The organism is Serratia entomophila (assembly GCF_021462285.1).
Taxonomy (GTDB): domain Bacteria; phylum Pseudomonadota; class Gammaproteobacteria; order Enterobacterales; family Enterobacteriaceae; genus Serratia; species Serratia entomophila.
In genome coordinates this window covers 223,117-240,220 of record NZ_CP082787.1, presented here as the reverse complement: position 1 = coordinate 240,220, position 17,104 = coordinate 223,117, and the positions used below count along the sequence as shown (strand labels likewise).

31 protein-coding genes are annotated in these 17,104 nt (G+C 52.1%); all 31 read right to left on the bottom strand.

Annotated features, from left to right (window positions below; genetic code table 11):
* Window positions 1-6 precede the first annotated feature (6 nt).
* The 31 genes from rplO to KHA73_RS00950 all read right to left on the bottom strand — a co-directional run bounded on the left by rplO (window position 7) and on the right by KHA73_RS00950 (window position 16,763).
* Window positions 7-441 (bottom strand): 50S ribosomal protein L15, encoded by a 435-nt coding sequence (rplO, locus tag KHA73_RS01100; protein WP_061800470.1) that lies wholly within the window; start codon window positions 439-441, stop codon window positions 7-9.
* Window positions 442-444: 3 nt separating this feature from the next.
* Window positions 445-624 carry a 50S ribosomal protein L30 gene (gene rpmD, locus KHA73_RS01095; RefSeq protein WP_073970395.1) on the bottom strand — a complete coding sequence of 60 codons (180 nt, stop codon included), beginning with the start codon at window positions 622-624 and terminating at the stop codon, window positions 445-447.
* A 6-nt stretch (window positions 625-630) separates the two neighbouring features.
* Window positions 631-1,131, bottom strand: coding sequence for a 30S ribosomal protein S5 (gene rpsE, locus KHA73_RS01090; RefSeq protein WP_004956164.1), 501 nt, complete (start codon window positions 1,129-1,131; stop codon window positions 631-633).
* Window positions 1,132-1,145: 14 nt separating this feature from the next.
* Window positions 1,146-1,499: a 50S ribosomal protein L18 gene (gene rplR / locus KHA73_RS01085; protein WP_021182221.1), complete on the bottom strand. Its 354-nt coding sequence runs from the start codon at window positions 1,497-1,499 to the stop codon at window positions 1,146-1,148.
* Window positions 1,500-1,508: 9 nt separating this feature from the next.
* A complete protein-coding gene (gene rplF / locus KHA73_RS01080; protein WP_234587552.1) occupies window positions 1,509-2,042 on the bottom strand; it encodes a 50S ribosomal protein L6 in 534 nt (177 codons plus the stop codon).
* Between the two features lie 14 nt (window positions 2,043-2,056).
* Window positions 2,057-2,449, bottom strand: a complete 393-nt coding sequence (gene rpsH, locus KHA73_RS01075; RefSeq protein ID WP_137761959.1) for a 30S ribosomal protein S8 — start codon at window positions 2,447-2,449, stop codon at window positions 2,057-2,059.
* 30 nt (window positions 2,450-2,479) lie between these two features.
* Entirely contained in the window at window positions 2,480-2,785 is a 306-nt protein-coding gene (gene rpsN, locus KHA73_RS01070; protein WP_234587550.1) for a 30S ribosomal protein S14, read from the bottom strand.
* A gap of 13 nt (window positions 2,786-2,798) precedes the next feature.
* Entirely contained in the window at window positions 2,799-3,338 is a 540-nt protein-coding gene (gene rplE / locus KHA73_RS01065; RefSeq protein ID WP_061800465.1) for a 50S ribosomal protein L5, read from the bottom strand.
* Window positions 3,339-3,352: 14 nt separating this feature from the next.
* Window positions 3,353-3,667 carry a 50S ribosomal protein L24 gene (gene rplX, locus KHA73_RS01060; protein WP_061800463.1) on the bottom strand — a complete coding sequence of 105 codons (315 nt, stop codon included), beginning with the start codon at window positions 3,665-3,667 and terminating at the stop codon, window positions 3,353-3,355.
* Between the two features lie 10 nt (window positions 3,668-3,677).
* The gene (gene rplN / locus KHA73_RS01055; protein ID WP_000613954.1) at window positions 3,678-4,049 is read right to left on the bottom strand and encodes a 50S ribosomal protein L14; all 372 of its coding nucleotides are present in this window, start codon (window positions 4,047-4,049) and stop codon (window positions 3,678-3,680) included.
* A gap of 170 nt (window positions 4,050-4,219) precedes the next feature.
* Entirely contained in the window at window positions 4,220-4,474 is a 255-nt protein-coding gene (rpsQ, locus tag KHA73_RS01050) for a 30S ribosomal protein S17 (protein ID WP_234587549.1), read from the bottom strand.
* Window positions 4,475-4,666 (bottom strand): 50S ribosomal protein L29, encoded by a 192-nt coding sequence (rpmC, locus tag KHA73_RS01045; protein WP_234587547.1) that lies wholly within the window; start codon window positions 4,664-4,666, stop codon window positions 4,475-4,477. It abuts the gene before it with no gap.
* Window positions 4,666-5,076, bottom strand: coding sequence for a 50S ribosomal protein L16 (rplP, locus tag KHA73_RS01040; protein ID WP_004929764.1), 411 nt, complete (start codon window positions 5,074-5,076; stop codon window positions 4,666-4,668). Before rplP ends, rpmC begins: the two co-directional genes overlap by 1 nt.
* Before the next feature lie 12 nt (window positions 5,077-5,088).
* Window positions 5,089-5,787, bottom strand: coding sequence for a 30S ribosomal protein S3 (rpsC, locus tag KHA73_RS01035; protein WP_004956187.1), 699 nt, complete (start codon window positions 5,785-5,787; stop codon window positions 5,089-5,091).
* A gap of 17 nt (window positions 5,788-5,804) precedes the next feature.
* Window positions 5,805-6,137, bottom strand: coding sequence for a 50S ribosomal protein L22 (gene rplV / locus KHA73_RS01030; protein WP_002223844.1), 333 nt, complete (start codon window positions 6,135-6,137; stop codon window positions 5,805-5,807).
* A 14-nt stretch (window positions 6,138-6,151) separates the two neighbouring features.
* Window positions 6,152-6,430, bottom strand: a complete 279-nt coding sequence (gene rpsS / locus KHA73_RS01025) for a 30S ribosomal protein S19 (protein ID WP_004929772.1) — start codon at window positions 6,428-6,430, stop codon at window positions 6,152-6,154.
* A 14-nt stretch (window positions 6,431-6,444) separates the two neighbouring features.
* The gene (rplB, locus tag KHA73_RS01020; RefSeq protein ID WP_073534774.1) at window positions 6,445-7,269 is read right to left on the bottom strand and encodes a 50S ribosomal protein L2; all 825 of its coding nucleotides are present in this window, start codon (window positions 7,267-7,269) and stop codon (window positions 6,445-6,447) included.
* Window positions 7,270-7,287: 18 nt separating this feature from the next.
* The gene (gene rplW, locus KHA73_RS01015) at window positions 7,288-7,590 is read right to left on the bottom strand and encodes a 50S ribosomal protein L23 (protein WP_004951179.1); all 303 of its coding nucleotides are present in this window, start codon (window positions 7,588-7,590) and stop codon (window positions 7,288-7,290) included.
* The gene (gene rplD / locus KHA73_RS01010; protein ID WP_004929779.1) at window positions 7,587-8,192 is read right to left on the bottom strand and encodes a 50S ribosomal protein L4; all 606 of its coding nucleotides are present in this window, start codon (window positions 8,190-8,192) and stop codon (window positions 7,587-7,589) included. The genes rplW and rplD overlap by 4 nt, the downstream gene beginning before the upstream one ends.
* Window positions 8,193-8,202: 10 nt before the next feature.
* On the bottom strand, window positions 8,203-8,832 hold the full coding sequence (rplC, locus tag KHA73_RS01005; RefSeq protein ID WP_234587546.1) for a 50S ribosomal protein L3: 630 nt from the start codon (window positions 8,830-8,832) through the stop codon (window positions 8,203-8,205).
* A 32-nt stretch (window positions 8,833-8,864) separates the two neighbouring features.
* Window positions 8,865-9,176, bottom strand: coding sequence for a 30S ribosomal protein S10 (gene rpsJ / locus KHA73_RS01000; RefSeq protein ID WP_001181005.1), 312 nt, complete (start codon window positions 9,174-9,176; stop codon window positions 8,865-8,867).
* Between the two features lie 380 nt (window positions 9,177-9,556).
* The gene (gene bfr / locus KHA73_RS00995) at window positions 9,557-10,036 is read right to left on the bottom strand and encodes a bacterioferritin (protein ID WP_234587544.1); all 480 of its coding nucleotides are present in this window, start codon (window positions 10,034-10,036) and stop codon (window positions 9,557-9,559) included.
* A gap of 74 nt (window positions 10,037-10,110) precedes the next feature.
* Window positions 10,111-10,305, bottom strand: a complete 195-nt coding sequence (gene bfd, locus KHA73_RS00990; RefSeq protein ID WP_071919937.1) for a bacterioferritin-associated ferredoxin — start codon at window positions 10,303-10,305, stop codon at window positions 10,111-10,113.
* A gap of 133 nt (window positions 10,306-10,438) precedes the next feature.
* Window positions 10,439-11,623 (bottom strand): elongation factor Tu, encoded by a 1,185-nt coding sequence (gene tuf, locus KHA73_RS00985; protein ID WP_234587542.1) that lies wholly within the window; start codon window positions 11,621-11,623, stop codon window positions 10,439-10,441.
* Between the two features lie 70 nt (window positions 11,624-11,693).
* Entirely contained in the window at window positions 11,694-13,808 is a 2,115-nt protein-coding gene (gene fusA, locus KHA73_RS00980; RefSeq protein ID WP_234587541.1) for an elongation factor G, read from the bottom strand.
* Window positions 13,809-13,901: 93 nt separating this feature from the next.
* The gene (gene rpsG, locus KHA73_RS00975; RefSeq protein ID WP_061798857.1) at window positions 13,902-14,372 is read right to left on the bottom strand and encodes a 30S ribosomal protein S7; all 471 of its coding nucleotides are present in this window, start codon (window positions 14,370-14,372) and stop codon (window positions 13,902-13,904) included.
* A 96-nt stretch (window positions 14,373-14,468) separates the two neighbouring features.
* Complete coding sequence (gene rpsL, locus KHA73_RS00970; protein ID WP_004930426.1) at window positions 14,469-14,843, bottom strand: 30S ribosomal protein S12; 375 nt, start codon at window positions 14,841-14,843, stop codon at window positions 14,469-14,471.
* 143 nt (window positions 14,844-14,986) lie between these two features.
* On the bottom strand, window positions 14,987-15,274 hold the full coding sequence (gene tusB, locus KHA73_RS00965; protein WP_234587539.1) for a sulfurtransferase complex subunit TusB: 288 nt from the start codon (window positions 15,272-15,274) through the stop codon (window positions 14,987-14,989).
* A 9-nt stretch (window positions 15,275-15,283) separates the two neighbouring features.
* Window positions 15,284-15,643 carry a sulfurtransferase complex subunit TusC gene (tusC, locus tag KHA73_RS00960; protein ID WP_234587537.1) on the bottom strand — a complete coding sequence of 120 codons (360 nt, stop codon included), beginning with the start codon at window positions 15,641-15,643 and terminating at the stop codon, window positions 15,284-15,286.
* Between the two features lie 8 nt (window positions 15,644-15,651).
* A complete protein-coding gene (tusD, locus tag KHA73_RS00955) occupies window positions 15,652-16,041 on the bottom strand; it encodes a sulfurtransferase complex subunit TusD (protein ID WP_234587535.1) in 390 nt (129 codons plus the stop codon).
* Window positions 16,041-16,763 (bottom strand): helix-turn-helix transcriptional regulator, encoded by a 723-nt coding sequence (locus tag KHA73_RS00950; RefSeq protein WP_234587533.1) that lies wholly within the window; start codon window positions 16,761-16,763, stop codon window positions 16,041-16,043. Before KHA73_RS00950 ends, tusD begins: the two co-directional genes overlap by 1 nt.
* Window positions 16,764-17,104 lie beyond the last annotated feature (341 nt).

Below are 17,104 nucleotides of genomic sequence, written 5' to 3'. Positions count from 1 at the left end.
TGCTACTTATTCCTCAATTTTACCGCCAGCAGCTTCGATAGCAGCACGAGCGCCTTTGGTGACACGCAGACCACGCAGGGTAACCGGACGAGCGATTTCGCCAGAAAGCATAACTTTCACGAATTCGATCTGGATACCAACTACGTTAGCGGCTTTCAGCGCGTTCAGGTCGATTACGTCGCCTTCAATCAGAGCCAGCTCAGACAGACGAACTTCTGCCGTGATCATAGCTTTGCGAGAGGTGAAGCCGAATTTCGGCAAACGACGATATAAAGGCATCTGACCACCTTCAAACCCGCGACGTACGCCACCGCCAGAACGAGAGTTCTGACCTTTGTGACCACGGCCGCCAGTTTTACCCAGGCCAGAACCGATACCACGACCTACACGCTTCGGCGCATGCTTGGCACCTTCAGCCGGAGACAGAGTATTTAAACGCATCTGTTACTCCTCAACTTTAACCATGTAGGAAACCAGGTTGACCATACCGCGAACAGCAGGAGTATCCTCGCGCTCTACGGTGTGACCAATACGACGCAGACCCAGACCGAGCAGTGTAGCTTTATGCTTCGGCAGACGGCCAATGGAGCTGCGAACTTGTGTTACTTTGATAGTCTTAGCCATGGTCAATTACCCCAGAATGTCTGCAACGGATTTACCACGCTTGGCAGCGACCATTTCAGGGGACTTCATATTTGCCAAAGCATCGATAGTTGCACGAACCACGTTGATCGGGTTGGTGGAACCATAAGCTTTAGCCAATACGTTGTGCACCCCAGCGACTTCCAGGACGGCGCGCATTGCACCACCGGCGATAATACCGGTACCTTCGGAAGCCGGCTGCATGAACACACGGGAACCCGTATGAGCACCTTTAACAGGGTGCTGCAGGGTGCCGCTGTTCAGCGCGACGTTCATCATGTTGCGACGGGCTTTTTCCATCGCTTTCTGGATCGCTGCTGGAACTTCGCGAGCTTTGCCGTAGCCAAAACCTACGCGACCGTTACCATCACCAACTACAGTCAGTGCGGTAAAGCTGAAAATACGGCCACCTTTTACGGTTTTGGATACGCGGTTTACCGCGATCAGCTTTTCCTGCAGTTCGCCAGCTTGTTTTTCGATGTGAGCCATCTTAAACCTCTTCCTTAGAACTGAAGGCCAGCTTCACGGGCAGCATCTGCCAGTGCCTGGACTCGACCATGATATTGGAAACCGGAACGGTCAAAGGATACTTTCGCAATCCCTTTTTCCAACGCGCGCTCAGCCAGGGCTTTGCCCACTGCTGCTGCTGCGTCTTTGTTACCGGAATACTTCAGTTGCTCAGTGATAGCTTTTTCTAAAGTAGAAGCGGCTACCAGTACTTCAGAACCGTTTGGAGCAATTACCTGTGCGTAAATGTGACGCGGGGTACGATGTACCACCAGGCGGGTTGCACCCAGTTCTTTGAGCTTACGGCGTGCGCGGGTCGCACGACGGATACGAGCAGATTTCTTATCCATAGTGTTACCTTACTTCTTCTTAGCCTCTTTGGTACGCACGACTTCGTCGGCGTAACGGACACCTTTGCCTTTGTAAGGCTCAGGACGGCGGTAGGCACGCAGATCTGCAGCAACCTGGCCAATAACTTGCTTATCAGCGCCTTTCAGCACGATTTCAGTTTGGCTTGGGCATTCAGCAGTAATACCTGCTGGCAGCTGGTGATCGACAGGGTGAGAGAAGCCCAGGGCTAAATTCACCACGTTGCCTTTTACGGCAGCACGATAACCAACACCTACCAGTTGAAGCTTCTTAGTGAAGCCTTCGGTAACACCAATTACCATTGCGTTCAGCAGAGCGCGCGTAGTACCCGCTTGGGCCCAGGCGTTAGCAAAACCTTCGCGCGGGGCGAAAGTCAGTGCGTTAGCTTCTTGCTTCACTTCAACGGCGTCATGGACAGTACGAGTCAGCTCGCCGTTCTTACCCTTAATCGAAATAACCTGACCGTTGAGTTTTACCTCTACGCCGGCAGGAATGACGACGGGTGCTTTTGCAACACGAGACATTCTTTCCTCCCGAATTAAGCTACGTAGCAGATAATCTCGCCACCAAGACCAGCCTGGCGAGCTGCACGATCGGTCATAACACCTTTAGAGGTAGAAATAACAGCGATACCCAAACCGGCCATAACTTTTGGCAGCTCATCTTTTTTCTTATAGATGCGCAGACCTGGACGGCTGATACGCTGAATGCTTTCTACCACTGCCTTGCCCTGGAAGTACTTCAGTACCAGTTCCAGAACAGGCTTGGCGTCGCCTTCGATTTTGAAATCTTCAATAAAACCTTCTTCCTTCAGCACGTTGGCAATTGCCACTTTCAGCTTGGAGGAAGGCATGGTGACCGCAACTTTGTTCGCGGCTTGACCGTTACGGATACGGGTCAGCATATCCGCGATCGGATCTTGCATGCTCATCTGTCTTTACTCCCGTGATTCAATTGGTAATTACCAGCTAGCCTTTTTCAAGCCTGGTACTTCACCGCGCATGGCGGCTTCACGAAGCTTAATACGGCTCAACCCGAATTTGCCCACATAACCATGTGGACGGCCAGTTTGGCGGCAGCGTTTACGCTGACGAGACGGGCTGGAATCACGCGGCAGAGTTTGCAGCTTGAGAACGGCATTCCAACGATCTTCGTCGGACGCGTTCACATCAGAGATAATAGCTTTCAGTTCAGTACGTTTTGCAAAGAACTTGTCAGCTAATTTCACGCGCTTGACTTCGCGTGCTTTCATTGATTGCTTAGCCATCAGTAACCCTGCCTTACTTGCGGAACGGGAAGTTAAAAGCAGCCAACAGCGCGCGGCCTTCATCATCAGATTTCGCAGTAGTGGTAATGGTAATATCCAAACCACGAACGCGATCGACTTTGTCGTAGTCGATTTCTGGGAAGATGATTTGCTCACGCACACCCATGCTGTAGTTACCACGGCCATCGAATGACTTAGCGGACAGGCCACGGAAGTCACGGATACGTGGAACAGCAATGGAAATCAGACGCTCAAAGAACTCCCACATGCGTTCGCCACGCAGAGTTACTTTACAGCCGATCGGATAGCCCTGGCGGATTTTGAAGCCTGCAACAGATTTGCGGGCTTTGGTGATCAACGGCTTTTGGCCGGAGATAGCTGTCAGGTCAGCTGCTGCGTTATCCAGCAGTTTCTTGTCAGCGATCGCTTCACCAACACCCATGTTCAGGGTGATCTTCTCGACCCGAGGGACTTGCATGACAGAGTTGTAATCAAACTGAGACATCAGTTGTTTGACTACCTCGTCTTTGTAGTAATCATGCAGTTTCGCCATCGTATTACTCCAAATTACTTGATAGTTTCGCTGTTAGACTTGAAGAAACGGACTTTTTTGCCGTCTTCGAATCTAAAGCCTACACGGTCAGCCTTACCGGTAGCCGCGTTGAAGAGAGCAATGTTGGAAACCTGAATTGCAGCTTCTTTTTCAACAATGCCGCCTGGTTGGTTCAGGGCCGGAACCGGCTTCTGATGTTTCTTAACCAGGTTGATACCTTCAACAATGACCTTGCCAGCAGACAGGACATTTTTTACTTTACCGCGTTTACCTTTGTCTTTCCCGGTAAGCACGATAACTTCGTCATCACGACGGATTTTCGCTGCCATGGTTCGCTCCTTAGAGTACTTCTGGTGCCAGAGAGATAATTTTCATGAACTTCTCATTACGCAGTTCACGAGTTACCGGCCCAAAAATACGCGTACCGATAGGCTGCTCGCTGTTATTGTTCAAAATAACGCATGCATTACCATCGAAGCGAATGACAGAACCGTCCGGGCGACGTACACCCTTCTTGGTGCGCACCACTACCGCCTTCAGCACATCGCCTTTCTTCACCTTACCGCGAGGAATTGCTTCCTTGATGGTAATTTTGATGATGTCGCCGACGCCTGCGTAGCGACGGTGCGAGCCACCTAGAACCTTGATACACATTACGCGACGTGCACCGGAGTTGTCGGCGACGTTCAGCATAGTCTGTTCTTGGATCATTTTAGTGCTCCGCTAATGTCAACTACTACTTTAAGACCTAAGAAAATTTAGGCCGTTGAAAAGCCCCATAACCGAGGGCGCAGCATTATAACACCGCTTCCAAAGTATGGGTAGAAAAAATAAACGGCTCATTTTCTGAGCCGTTTATTAAGTGAGAGCCAGCTACTCTATTACAGAATCGCTTTCTCTACAACGCGAACCAACGTCCAGGACTTGGTCTTGGACAGTGGGCGGCATTCGCGGATTTCCACCACGTCGCCGATACCACATTCGTTGTTCTCGTCATGTACGTGCAGCTTGGTCGTACGCTTGATGAATTTCCCGTAGATCGGGTGCTTCACCGTGCGCTCGATAGCAACAACCAGGGATTTCTCCATTTTGTCACTAACAACACGACCCTGCAGAGTACGGATAATATCAGTCATTTACACACCCGCCTTTTCAGTCAGTAAAGTCTTAACGCGTGCGACGTCACGACGCACTTGTTTCAACAGGTGAGTTTGTTGCAGTTGGCCACTGGCTGTCTGCATGCGCAAGTTGAATTGCTCACGCAGCAGGTTGAGCAGCTCAGTGTTCAGCTCTTCAACGCTTTTTTCACGCAGCTCTTGTGCTTTCATTACATCACCGTCTTAGTTACAAAGGTGGTTTTGATCGGCAGTTTCGCTGCTGCCAGTTTGAATGCCTCGCGGGCAACCTCTTCTGGCACGCCGTCCATTTCGTACAGGACCTTACCAGGCTGGATCAGGGCAACCCAATACTCCACGTTACCCTTACCTTTACCCATACGCACTTCCAGCGGCTTCTCGGTGATCGGTTTGTCCGGGAATACACGGATCCAGATCTTACCTTGACGCTTAACTGCACGAGTCATTGCACGACGAGCTGCTTCGATTTGACGAGCAGTCAGACGGCCACGGCCAACAGCTTTCAGACCGAAAGTGCCGAAGCTAACATCCGTACCTTGCGCCAGACCACGGTTGCGGCCCTTGTGCACCTTACGGAATTTTGTACGCTTTGGTTGTAACATCAGCGACTCTCCTTACTTGCGGCCTTTACGCTGCTGCTTTTTAGGTTGAGCAGCCGGTTCCGGTTGTTCAACTGCAGCCATACCACCCAGGATCTCACCTTTGAAGATCCATACCTTAACGCCGATTACACCATAAGTGGTGTGCGCTTCAGATGTGTTGTAATCGATGTCCGCACGCAGAGTGTGCAACGGAACACGACCTTCACGGTACCATTCGGTACGCGCGATTTCAGCACCGCCAAGACGGCCGCTTACTTCAACTTTGATACCTTTAGCGCCAAGACGCATTGCGTTCTGTACAGCACGCTTCATAGCACGACGGAACATAACGCGACGTTCCAGCTGGGAAGTGATGCTGTCAGCAACCAATTTAGCGTCGAGTTCCGGTTTACGGACTTCGGCGATGTTAATCTGTGCAGGAACGCCAGCGATATCCGCTACGACCTTACGCAGTTTTTCGACATCTTCGCCTTTCTTGCCGATAACGATGCCTGGACGAGCGGTGTGAATAGTCACACGGATGCTCTTCGCAGGACGCTCGATAACGATGCGAGAAACGGAAGCTTTCGCCAGTTCCTTAGTCAGGAATTGACGAACTTTAAAGTCGCTGTCCAGGTTGTCAGCGAATTCTTTGGTATTCGCATACCAAGTAGAGTTCCAAGGTTTGACAATACCCAGGCGAATACCATTAGGATGTACTTTCTGACCCATTGCTAGTCTCCAGAGTCTCAGCGATCGGACACAACCACAGTAATGTGGCTGGTGCGCTTCAGGATGCGATCTGCACGACCTTTTGCACGCGGCATAATGCGCTTCATGCTTGGGCCTTCGTCTACGAAGATTTTCGTAACTTTCAGATCATCGATGTCAGCGCCATCGTTGTGTTCTGCGTTAGCAATGGCAGACTCCAGCACTTTCTTAACCAGACCAGCAGCTTTCTTGTTGGTGTAGGTCAGAGTTTCCAGAGCTTGCGACACTTTCTTACCGCGAATCAGGTCAGCAACAAGGCGAACCTTCTGAGCAGAAGAACGAGCGTGGCGATGTTTAGCGATAGTTTCCATCTCTTCCTCCTACCTTAGCGCTTTTTAGCTTTTTTATCAGCCGCATGGCCGCGATAAGTACGAGTCGGCGCGAATTCACCCAGTTTGTGACCGACCATTTCATCGGAAACGAACACTGGTACGTGCTGACGACCATTATGGACAGCGATGGTCAAACCGATCATGTTAGGAAAGATCGTTGAACGACGGGACCAAGTGCGCAAAGGCTTCTTGTCACCGCTTTCCACCGCTTTCTCTACCTTCTTCAGCAAGTGCAGGTCAATAAAAGGACCTTTCTTGAGAGAACGTGGCATGGCTTATCCTCTAATTATTTTTTGCTACGGCGACGTACGATGAACTTATCAGTACGCTTGTTGCTACGGGTCTTCTTACCTTTGGTCTGAACGCCCCACGGGGTTACCGGGTGCTTACCAAAGTTACGACCTTCACCACCACCGTGCGGGTGATCTACCGGGTTCATCGCCGTACCGCGAACGGTAGGACGAACACCACGCCAACGTGCAGCACCTGCTTTACCCAGAACGCGAAGCATATGTTCAGCGTTACCGACTTCACCCAGGGTGGCGCGGCAATCAACTGGAACTTTACGCATTTCGCCGGAGCGCAGACGCAGAGTTACGTAGGAACCATCACGAGCAACGATCTGAACGTAGGCACCGGCTGAACGAGCCATCTGGCCGCCTTTACCTGGTTTCATTTCTACGTTGTGAACCGTTGAACCAACCGGGATGTTGCGCATCGGCAGGGTGTTACCCGCTTTGATTGCAGCATCAACGCCAGATTGAATCTGGTCACCAGCTTTCAGGCCTTTCGGCGCCAGGATGTAACGGCGTTCGCCGTCTTTGTACAGAACCAGCGCGATGTTCGCGGAACGGTTCGGATCGTACTCCAGACGCTCAACCACAGCAGGGATACCGTCTTTGTTGCGTTTGAAGTCAACCAGACGATAATGTTGCTTGTGGCCACCACCGATATGACGGGTGGTGATACGGCCATTGTTGTTACGACCACCGCTTTTGCTCAGTTTTTCCAGCAGCGGGGCATAAGGTTTACCCTTGTGCAGCTCAGGGTTAACCACTTTAACAACGTGGCGACGACCCGGAGATGTAGGTTTACATTTAACAATTGCCATTGTTCTTACTCCTCCGACTTACTCTGCGCCGCCGATGAAGTCCAGATTCTGGCCTTCTTTCAGGGTGACGTAAGCTTTTTTCCAGTCGCTACGACGACCAACACGCTGACCGTGACGTTTCACTTTCCCTTTAACTACCAGGGTGTTCACGTCTTCGACTTCGACTTCAAACAGTTTCTGCACTGCAGCTTTGATTTCTGCTTTGGTCGCGTCTTTGGCAACTTTGAGAACGATGGTGTTGCTTTTTTCCATCGCAGCGGATGCTTTTTCAGATACGTGCGGTGCACGCAGCACTTTCAGCAAACGTTCTTCACGGATCATGCCAGCATCTCCTCAACTTGCTTCACAGCATCAGCAGTCATAACCACTTTGTCGAAGGCGATCAGGCTAACCGGATCGATACCTGCTACATCGCGCACGTCAACCTTGTACAGGTTGCGAGCTGCCAGGAACAGATTCTCATCCAGTTCACCGGTCACGATCAGCACGTCTTCCAGCGCCATATCTTTCAGTTTCTGTGCCAGCAGCTTAGTTTTAGGCGCTTCTACAGAGAACTTCTCGACAACGATCAGACGATCTTGACGTACCAGTTCGGACAGGATGCTTTTCAGCGCGCCGCGGTACATCTTTTTGTTTACTTTCTGACTGTGGTCCTGTGGCTTAGCAGCGAAGGTCACACCACCGGAACGCCAGATCGGGCTCTTTACAGAACCTGAACGCGCACGGCCGGTACCTTTCTGACGCCATGGCTTTTTGCCGGAACCAGTCACTTCAGCACGGGTCTTCTGAGCACGGGTACCTTGACGGGCACCTGCTGCATAAGCAACAACAACCTGGTGTACCAGCGCTTCGTTGAAATCACGACCGAAGGTAGTTTCGGAAACAGTCAGCGCGCTTTGCGCGTCTTTCAATACTAATTCCATTGCTATCCCCTTACGCCTTCACAGCTGGTTTAACGATCAGGTTGCCACCGGTTGCGCCCGGTACAGCACCCTTAACCAGCAGCAGGTTGCGCTCAGCGTCAACACGTACTACGTCCAGGCTTTGAACGGTTACACGCTCGTCACCCAGGTGGCCAGCCATTTTCTTGCCTTTGAACACTTTGCCCGGAGTCTGGTTCTGACCGATAGAACCCGGAACGCGGTGAGACAAGGAGTTACCGTGGGTAGCGTCTTGGGTACGGAAGTTCCAGCGCTTTACAGTGCCAGCAAAACCTTTACCTTTAGAAGTACCGGTAACATCGACTTTTTTAACTTCAGCGAAGATTTCTACGCTAATTTCCTGACCTGCAGTGAACTCTTGACCTTCTTCAAGGCGGAATTCCCACAGACCACGGCCAGCTTCAACGCCAGCTTTAGCGAAATGGCCCGCTTCCGGTTTGGTCACGCGGTTAGCTTTTTTGCTACCGGTAGTGACCTGAATGGCACGGTACCCGTCGTTAGCCAGGTCTTTAACCTGAGTCACGCGGTTCGCTTCAATTTCAATCACGGTTACTGGGATAGAAACGCCATCTTCAGTGAAGATACGCGTCATGCCCACTTTTTTACCGACTAAACCAATCATTGTTTCAACCTCTCAATCGCTCAATGACCTGATTAACCCAGGCTGATCTGCACGTCTACACCGGCAGCCAGATCCAGACGCATCAGAGCATCAACGGTTTTCTCGGTTGGCTCAACGATGTCAACCAGACGCTTGTGAGTGCGAATCTCGTACTGATCGCGCGCGTCTTTGTTGACGTGCGGGGAGATCAGAACGGTAAAGCGCTCTTTGCGAGTTGGCAGCGGGATCGGACCACGGACTTGCGCACCAGTGCGCTTAGCAGTCTCGACGATTTCCGCGGTTGATTGATCGATAAGACGATGATCAAACGCTTTCAGGCGGATACGGATTCTTTGGTTCTGCATGAGACCAGAGCTCCAATTATTTATAAACGTAAATAATTACTCCTCACACCCATTTCGATTGATGGGGGAGTGTAATCGTCAACATATAACCCCCATATCGGGAGTATTGTTCGAAGGGCAAAACGTACCTGCCAATCGACTGATTCGCTAAAATCAGGCTTACCAAGATTAGGTAAGCCCGCGCATTATACGCAAAATGGGCGGGGAAGCAAGCCACAGTTGAAAATATGCGCAGGATATCGCCACTTTTAACGAATGGCTAAACGCCGAGGGGCGATGTGCTGCAAACGGGGGGTTTTAATCGGGAGGGAAATGCCGCTCGGAAACGGCTCCCCTGCCCCACCGCAGAGGCGGCTGCCGGCGGAGGAGCAGCGGTAAACTCAGTCTTTGCGTTCCAGTATCTGCGCCTGGGCGTAATTCTGAATGCCCAGGCGAGCAATCAGATCCAGCTCGGTTTCCAGCCAATCAATATGCTCTTCTTCATCGGCCAAAATGTCGATCATCAGGTCGCGGCTGACGTAATCGTGGATGGAATCAGCATAGGCGATGCCTTCGCGCAGGTTCTTGGCGCCAGCCAGCTCCAACGCCAGGTCGGAACGCAGCATCTCTTCGATGTCCTCGCCGATGTTCAACTTGCCGAGATCCTGCAGATTAGGCAGGCCTTCCAAAAACAGGATGCGTTCGATGTAGCGGTCGGCATGCTTCATTTCATCGATCGACTCGTGGTATTCCTTGTCGTTGAGGCGCATCAGGCCCCAGTTTTTGAACATGCGTGCGTGCAGGAAATATTGATTGATGGCAACCAGCTCGTTACCAAGCAGCTTGTTGAGATGAGCAATGATTTTTTTATCGCCTTTCATAGGTAACTCCTCCTGACCGATTCTAAAAGTGTAGAACCTGTGGGCCAAGAGTCAAAAAACAACCTTACCTTTTGTTAGGCGACTTCGTGCATCGGAATAATGGTTCCGCGTTCCTCCACCATAATCTGCCTTGCCTGACGAATACACTTCCCGCAGTCGGTACCAATCGGCACTAATTCACGCAGCTGCTTCATGGTATGGGGGTTGTGCTGACGCACGGCCTTACGGATCGCTTTGTCAGTCACCGCATTACACAGACATACATACATAGAAAGACTCACTTCTTAACCAATACCCTGAGTCTAAATAGGAATGCTTTTTATTTCAATTAAGATTTGCGCAAATTGCATAAAAAAAGGGCACCGAAGTGCCCTCTTTTTTGTGTCGAAAAATTATACGCGATTAAGCGATAACTTTAGCAACAACACCAGCGCCTACAGTACGGCCGCCTTCACGGATTGCGAAACGCAGACCGTCGTCCATCGCGATTGGGTGAATCAGGGTAACAACCATGTTCACGTTATCGCCTGGCATTACCATCTCAACGCCTTCTGGCAGTTCGATGGTACCGGTCACGTCAGTTGTACGGAAGTAGAACTGTGGACGGTAGCCTTTGAAGAATGGAGTGTGACGACCACCTTCTTCTTTGCTCAGGATGTACACTTCTGAGTCGAATTTGGTGTGTGGCTTGATGGAACCTGGTTTAGCCAGAACCTGACCACGTTCGATGTCTTCACGCTTGATACCGCGCAGCAGAACACCTACGTTCTCACCGGCACGGCCTTCGTCCAGCAGTTTGCGGAACATTTCAACGCCGGTACAGGTAGACTTGACGGTGTCTTTGATACCAACGATTTCAACTTCTTCGCCAACTTTGATGATACCGCGCTCAACACGACCGGTAACAACGGTACCACGACCGGAGATGGAGAATACGTCTTCGATTGGCAGCAGGAACGGCTTGTCGATAGCGCGCTCTGGTTCTGGGATGTAAGTATCCAGGAAGCCAGCCAGCTCGATGATTTTAGCTTCCCACTCGGCTTCGCCTTCCAGCGCTTTCAGCGCAGAACCGCGAACTACCGGCAGGTCATCACCAGGGAAGTCGTAAGCAGACAGAAGTTCACGAACTTCCATTTCTACCAGTTCCAGCAGCTCTTCATCATCAACCATGTCGCATTTGTTCATGAATACGATGATGAAAGGAACGCCAACCTGACGACCCAGCAGGATGTGCTCACGGGTCTGAGGCATTGGGCCGTCAGTCGCAGCAACAACCAGGATAGCGCCGTCCATCTGAGCAGCACCGGTGATCATGTTTTTCACGTAGTCGGCGTGCCCTGGGCAGTCAACGTGCGCGTAGTGGCGAGTCGGGGTGTCATACTCAACGTGAGAAGTGTTGATGGTGATACCACGAGCTTTTTCTTCTGGCGCGTTATCGATCTGGTCGAAAGCGCGTGCAGAACCGCCGTAGGTTTTAGCCAGAACGGTGGTGATCGCTGCAGTCAGGGTAGTTTTACCGTGGTCAACGTGGCCGATAGTACCAACGTTAACGTGCGGTTTGGAACGTTCAAATTTTTCTTTAGACACGGCTATATTCCTTACTCTTATGCTCCCCCCTCATGGAGAGAGCACTGATCAATGTGTTAAACCCGAAAGCTTATTTGCCACGGGCTTCAATAACGGCCTGAGCGACGTTGTTCGGCGCATCATCGTACTTCAGGAACTCCATGGAGTAAGAAGCACGGCCTTTGGTCAGAGAACGCAGTTGAGTTGCGTAACCGAACATCTCGGACAACGGAACTTCAGCGTGAATCTGAACGCCGGTAGCGTTGGATTCCTGACCTTTCAGTTGACCACGACGACGGCTAAGGTCACCGATGACGTCACCAGTGTTCTCTTCCGGCGTTTCAACTTCAACCTTCATGATCGGCTCAAGCAAAACAGGTTTCGCTTTCTTAAAGCCATCTTTAAAGGCGATAGACGCGGCCAGTTTAAACGCCAATTCGGAGGAGTCAACATCGTGGAAAGAACCGAAATGCAGACGCACACCGAGATCAACTACCGGGTAACCCGCCAGTGGACCAGACTTCATCTGCTCCTGCAGGCCTTTATCAATGGCAGGGATGTATTCGGTTGGAATCACACCACCTTTGATGTCATTGACGAACTCGTAGCCTTTCGCATTTGAGCCCGGCTCCAGTGGGTACATGTCGATAACAACATGACCATACTGACCACGACCACCAGACTGCTTGGCGTGTTTACCTTCGATATCGGTAACTTTGGCGCGAATCGCTTCACGGTAAGCAACCTGAGGTTTACCCACGTTAGCTTCTACGTTGAATTCACGCTTCATGCGGTCAACCAGGATGTCCAGGTGAAGTTCACCCATACCTGCGATGATAGTCTGACCTGATTCTTCGTCAGTCCATACGCGGAATGATGGGTCTTCTTTCGCCAGACGGCCCAGAGCCAGACCCATTTTTTCTTGGTCAGCTTTGGTTTTCGGTTCAACTGCAACGGAGATTACCGGCTCAGGGAACTCCATGCGCTCCAGAATGATCACGTGGTTTGGATCACACAGAGTGTCACCGGTAGTCACGTCTTTCAGACCGATAGCCGCAGCGATGTCGCCTGCGCGAACTTCTTTGATCTCTTCACGCTTGTTAGCGTGCATCTGAACGATACGGCCCAGACGCTCACGCGCAGCCTTCACGGAGTTCAGTACGGTGTCACCGGAGTTAACGATACCGGAGTACACGCGGAAGAAGGTCAGGTTGCCCACGAATGGGTCGGTAGCAATTTTGAAGGCCAGTGCAGCAAATGGCTCTTCATCGCTAGCGTGACGCTCAGCCGGAGTATCTTTACCGTCATCCAGGATGCCGTTGATCGCAGGTACGTCAACTGGCGATGGCAGATAATCAACTACCGCATCCAGCATTGCCTGCACGCCTTTGTTTTTAAAGGCAGAACCACAGGTAACCAGGATGATTTCGTTGTTCAGCACGCGCTGACGCAGAGCGGTCTTGATTTCTTCCTCGGTCAGCTCTTCGCCGCCCAGGTACTTGTCCATCAGCTCATCAGAAGCTTCAGCTGCAGATTCAACCAGGTTCTGGTGCCATTCTGCGGCCAGCTCTTGCATGTCAGCCGGGATCTCTTCGTATTCGAAGGTCACGCCTGCATCGTCTTCGTTCCAGTTGATGGCTTTCATTTTCACCAGGTCGATAACGCCGGTGAATTTCTCTTCTGCGCCGATAGCCAGCTGCAATGGCACTGGATTCGCGCCCAGACGAGATTTGATCTGACCAACAACTTTCAGGAAGTTAGCACCCATACGGTCCATTTTGTTAACGAACGCGATGCGTGGAACTTTGTATTTGTTAGCCTGACGCCATACGGTTTCAGACTGCGGCTGAACACCACCAACAGCACAGTAAACCATTACCGCACCATCAAGAACACGCATGGAACGTTCTACTTCGATGGTGAAGTCAACGTGCCCTGGGGTGTCGATGATGTTTACGCGGTGCGGCTCAAACTGCTTGGCCATACCAGACCAGAAAGCAGTTGTCGCTGCAGAAGTGATGGTAATACCACGCTCCTGCTCCTGTTCCATCCAGTCCATGGTGGCAGCGCCGTCATGAACTTCACCGATTTTGTGGTTTACACCGGTGTAGAACAGAATACGTTCGGTAGTGGTGGTTTTACCGGCGTCGATGTGAGCACTGATACCGATGTTACGATAGCGCTCAATGGGTGTTGTACGAGCCATTTGATTCCTCTATTCCTAGGGCGTTCAAGTTCGGTTAACCCAAGCGGGTTGGCTTGACGCGCCCGCTTGGTTAGCATAACTACTGCGTGGCAATTACCAGCGGTAGTGGGCGAACGCCTTGTTGGCTTCGGCCATACGGTGAACGTCTTCACGCTTCTTAACAGCAGAACCTTTGTTCTCTGCTGCGTCAGACAGCTCGTTCGCCAGGCGCAGAGCCATGGATTTATCACCGCGTTTACGTGCAGCATCAACGATCCAACGCATTGCCAGAGCATTACGACGGACCGGGCGGACTTCAACTGGTACCTGATAAGTAGAACCACCAACGCGGCGCGACTTAACTTCTACAGTCGGGCGAACGTTGTCGAGAGCGACTTCGAAAGCTTCCAGATGTTCTTTACCAGAACGCTGAGCCAGGGTCTCCAGCGCGGTATAGACGATTGCTTCTGCAGTAGATTTTTTACCATCTACCATCAGGATATTTACAAATTTGGCCAACAGCTCGGATCCGAACTTAGGATCTGGCAGGATTTTACGTTGGCCGATTACGCGACGACGTGGCATGGAAATACTCCGTTGTTAATTCAGGATTGTCCAAAACTCTACGAGTTTATTTTGACATTAAAGTGAAAATGTTTGGCCTTACTTAACGGAGAACCATTAAGCCTTTGGCTTCTTCACGCCGTACTTGGAACGAGCTTGCTTACGGTCTTTAACACCGGAGCAGTCAAGTGCGCCACGAACGGTGTGGTAACGCACACCTGGCAGGTCTTTAACACGACCGCCACGGATCAGGATCACGGAGTGTTCCTGCAGGTTGTGACCTTCACCACCGATGTAGGAAGTCACTTCGAAACCGTTGGTCAAACGCACACGGCAAACTTTACGCAGTGCGGAGTTTGGTTTTTTCGGGGTGGTGGTATATACGCGGGTACATACGCCACGTTTCTGCGGGCAAGCTTCCAGCGCTGGAACGTTGCTTTTAGCAGCCTTCACAGAGCGTGGTTTGCGAACCAGCTGATTAATTGTTGCCATTAAAAAAGCTCCTGGTTTTTGCTTCGTACTAGCTTCGTAAACATGTGATAAATCCCCTCGTATGCACTACTGGCAAAGTACGAGGACGCAGAATTTTATGGCTGACCAGTAGAGGTGTCAAGAAATATACAACATCACTCTCATCACCAGGCCATTTGGCTGCGGTGTTTTTCGGTTAATTCAACGAAGTGATTATAGCCGATGACGGTGATTCTGTGCGAAAAATGACCAGACAACCCTCTGGCTTCCAGGTCGTCCTGCAGCGCATACAGGGATATGGGGGCGCCGAGCAGCAATTCAAGATGCGCGCTGCCGGCCAGCCCGGCCAGCACGCCGTCCTGCAACAACAGCAGGTCATCGCCCGCCGCCGTCAGGCGCAGCAGCGCAGGTAAATCGCATTGAGTGGGAGAATGGCTCAGGGTATACAGCATCAAAAATTCCTAAAAGGTCATCACCGCATCATAACTGGCCAGCATGTTGCGCAGCTCATCCGGCGCCAGCACTTCGGCGTCCAATACCCAGCCGGTCACCTGGCTCAGCCCGCGTTCCTGCAAAGAGGCCTGGCACAGATAACATTGTTCGACGTCGTACAGCGGCAATACGCCGAACGTGGCGATGTAATTGCGCGCCAGAATTTTTTCCGGCTGCTGGCCCGGCAACAGCTGCAATACGCCATCACCGATAAAAAACACGCCCAGAGCTTCGCTCAACGCCGAGGTGGCGAGCAAGGCGTCCAGGCCTTCCCTGCCGCTTGCGCTGCCATGCGGCCCGTGGGTAAAAACAAAAGCGACTCGTTTCATCGGTGTCCTCAGAACTGCACCAGGCGATCGCAGCTCAGCGAGGCCTCGGCCAGGGAACCCAGGCCGCTCAGGGTAAAACCCGGCTGCAGGTTGGCGCCGGCCAGCCCCTGCTGCGCGGCCTCCTGCTCATCGGCCACGCCGCGGCGCAATGCGGCGGCCACGCAGACGTTGAGCGCCACCCCATGTTGTTGCGCCAGCTGCGCCCAACCGCGAACCAGGTCGAACTCATCGCTGGCAGGCGCGGTCAATTGGTTGGCGTTCATCACCCCTTCGCGGTAGAAAAACACGCTGGAAAGGCGATGCCCTTTCGCCAGCAGAGCCTGGGCGAACTGATAGGCGCTGCTGGCCTGCTGGGTGCCGTAGGCCGGGCCGGTCACCAGCAAACAGTAATCGAGCATCAACGGTCGCTTCCCGACAGGTCGCCACTCTTGAACTGGCGGATATAAAGATAAACGGTGTGTTTGGAGATGTTCAGGCGATCCGCTACCTGGTTGATCGCATCCTTGATGTCGAAAATGCCTTTCTCATACAGATTGAGCACCACCTGCCGATTTTTGGCGTTATTGGAGACGCTGCGATCGGCATTCACTTCCTCAATGGTGAACTCCAGCGTTTGCGCCACCAGGTCGTCGACCGAAGAGGCGAAGTTCACCGAAGAAGGCACTTCCTGGGTTTCCGGCGGCATAAAGGTCTGCATAATCTGGGAGAACGGCACGTCGAGGTTCATGTTGATGCACAGCAAGCCGATCACCCGCTGCTCGCGGTTGCGGATGGCGATAGTCACCGACTTCATCAGCACGCCGCTTTTGGCGCGGGTAAAATAGGCCTTCGACACGCTGCTGTCGTCGCCGGCCATGTCGTGCAGCATGCGCAGCGCCAGGTCGGTGATCGGAGAGCCTATTTTGCGCCCGGTATGTTCGCCGTTGGCGATGCGCACCGCCGAGCAATTCAGGTCTTCCAGCGCGTGCAGCACTATCTCGCAGTGGCCGCCGATCAGCATCGCCAGGCCGTCGACCACCGCTTCATACGACTTCAGGATTTCATGATCCGTCTGGCTAAACGGACGTTCATTCAGCAAATCAAGTTCGCTGGCTTCGCTGGATAAAAGCGAATTAGACATCGAAAATACCACCCTCATAGATCGCCTGTGCCAGGGGGCGCAGCTAAAACTGCTCGTGAAGGCGCTCTTCCGCAGGCGGCAAGCCGTCAGGCATCCCGGCGGATATCAGCTTGAAACAGCACGACGAGCGTCCGCGGGCCAAGACGGCCGGGAACAATTTTAGGTACACGCCCTAAGGGGCAGGCGCATGACTCATAAGTCCGGATAATTAGTCTAGCAAAACTGCCAGAGTAAAGTCCTTGCGTTTGCGCGTGGTATTGACGTTAAGCCCGATGCCCGGCAGGCGTCAAGCGATCAATGGAGGGGAGGCGCGGAGGGTGGAAATGAAAACCGCCGCGGAG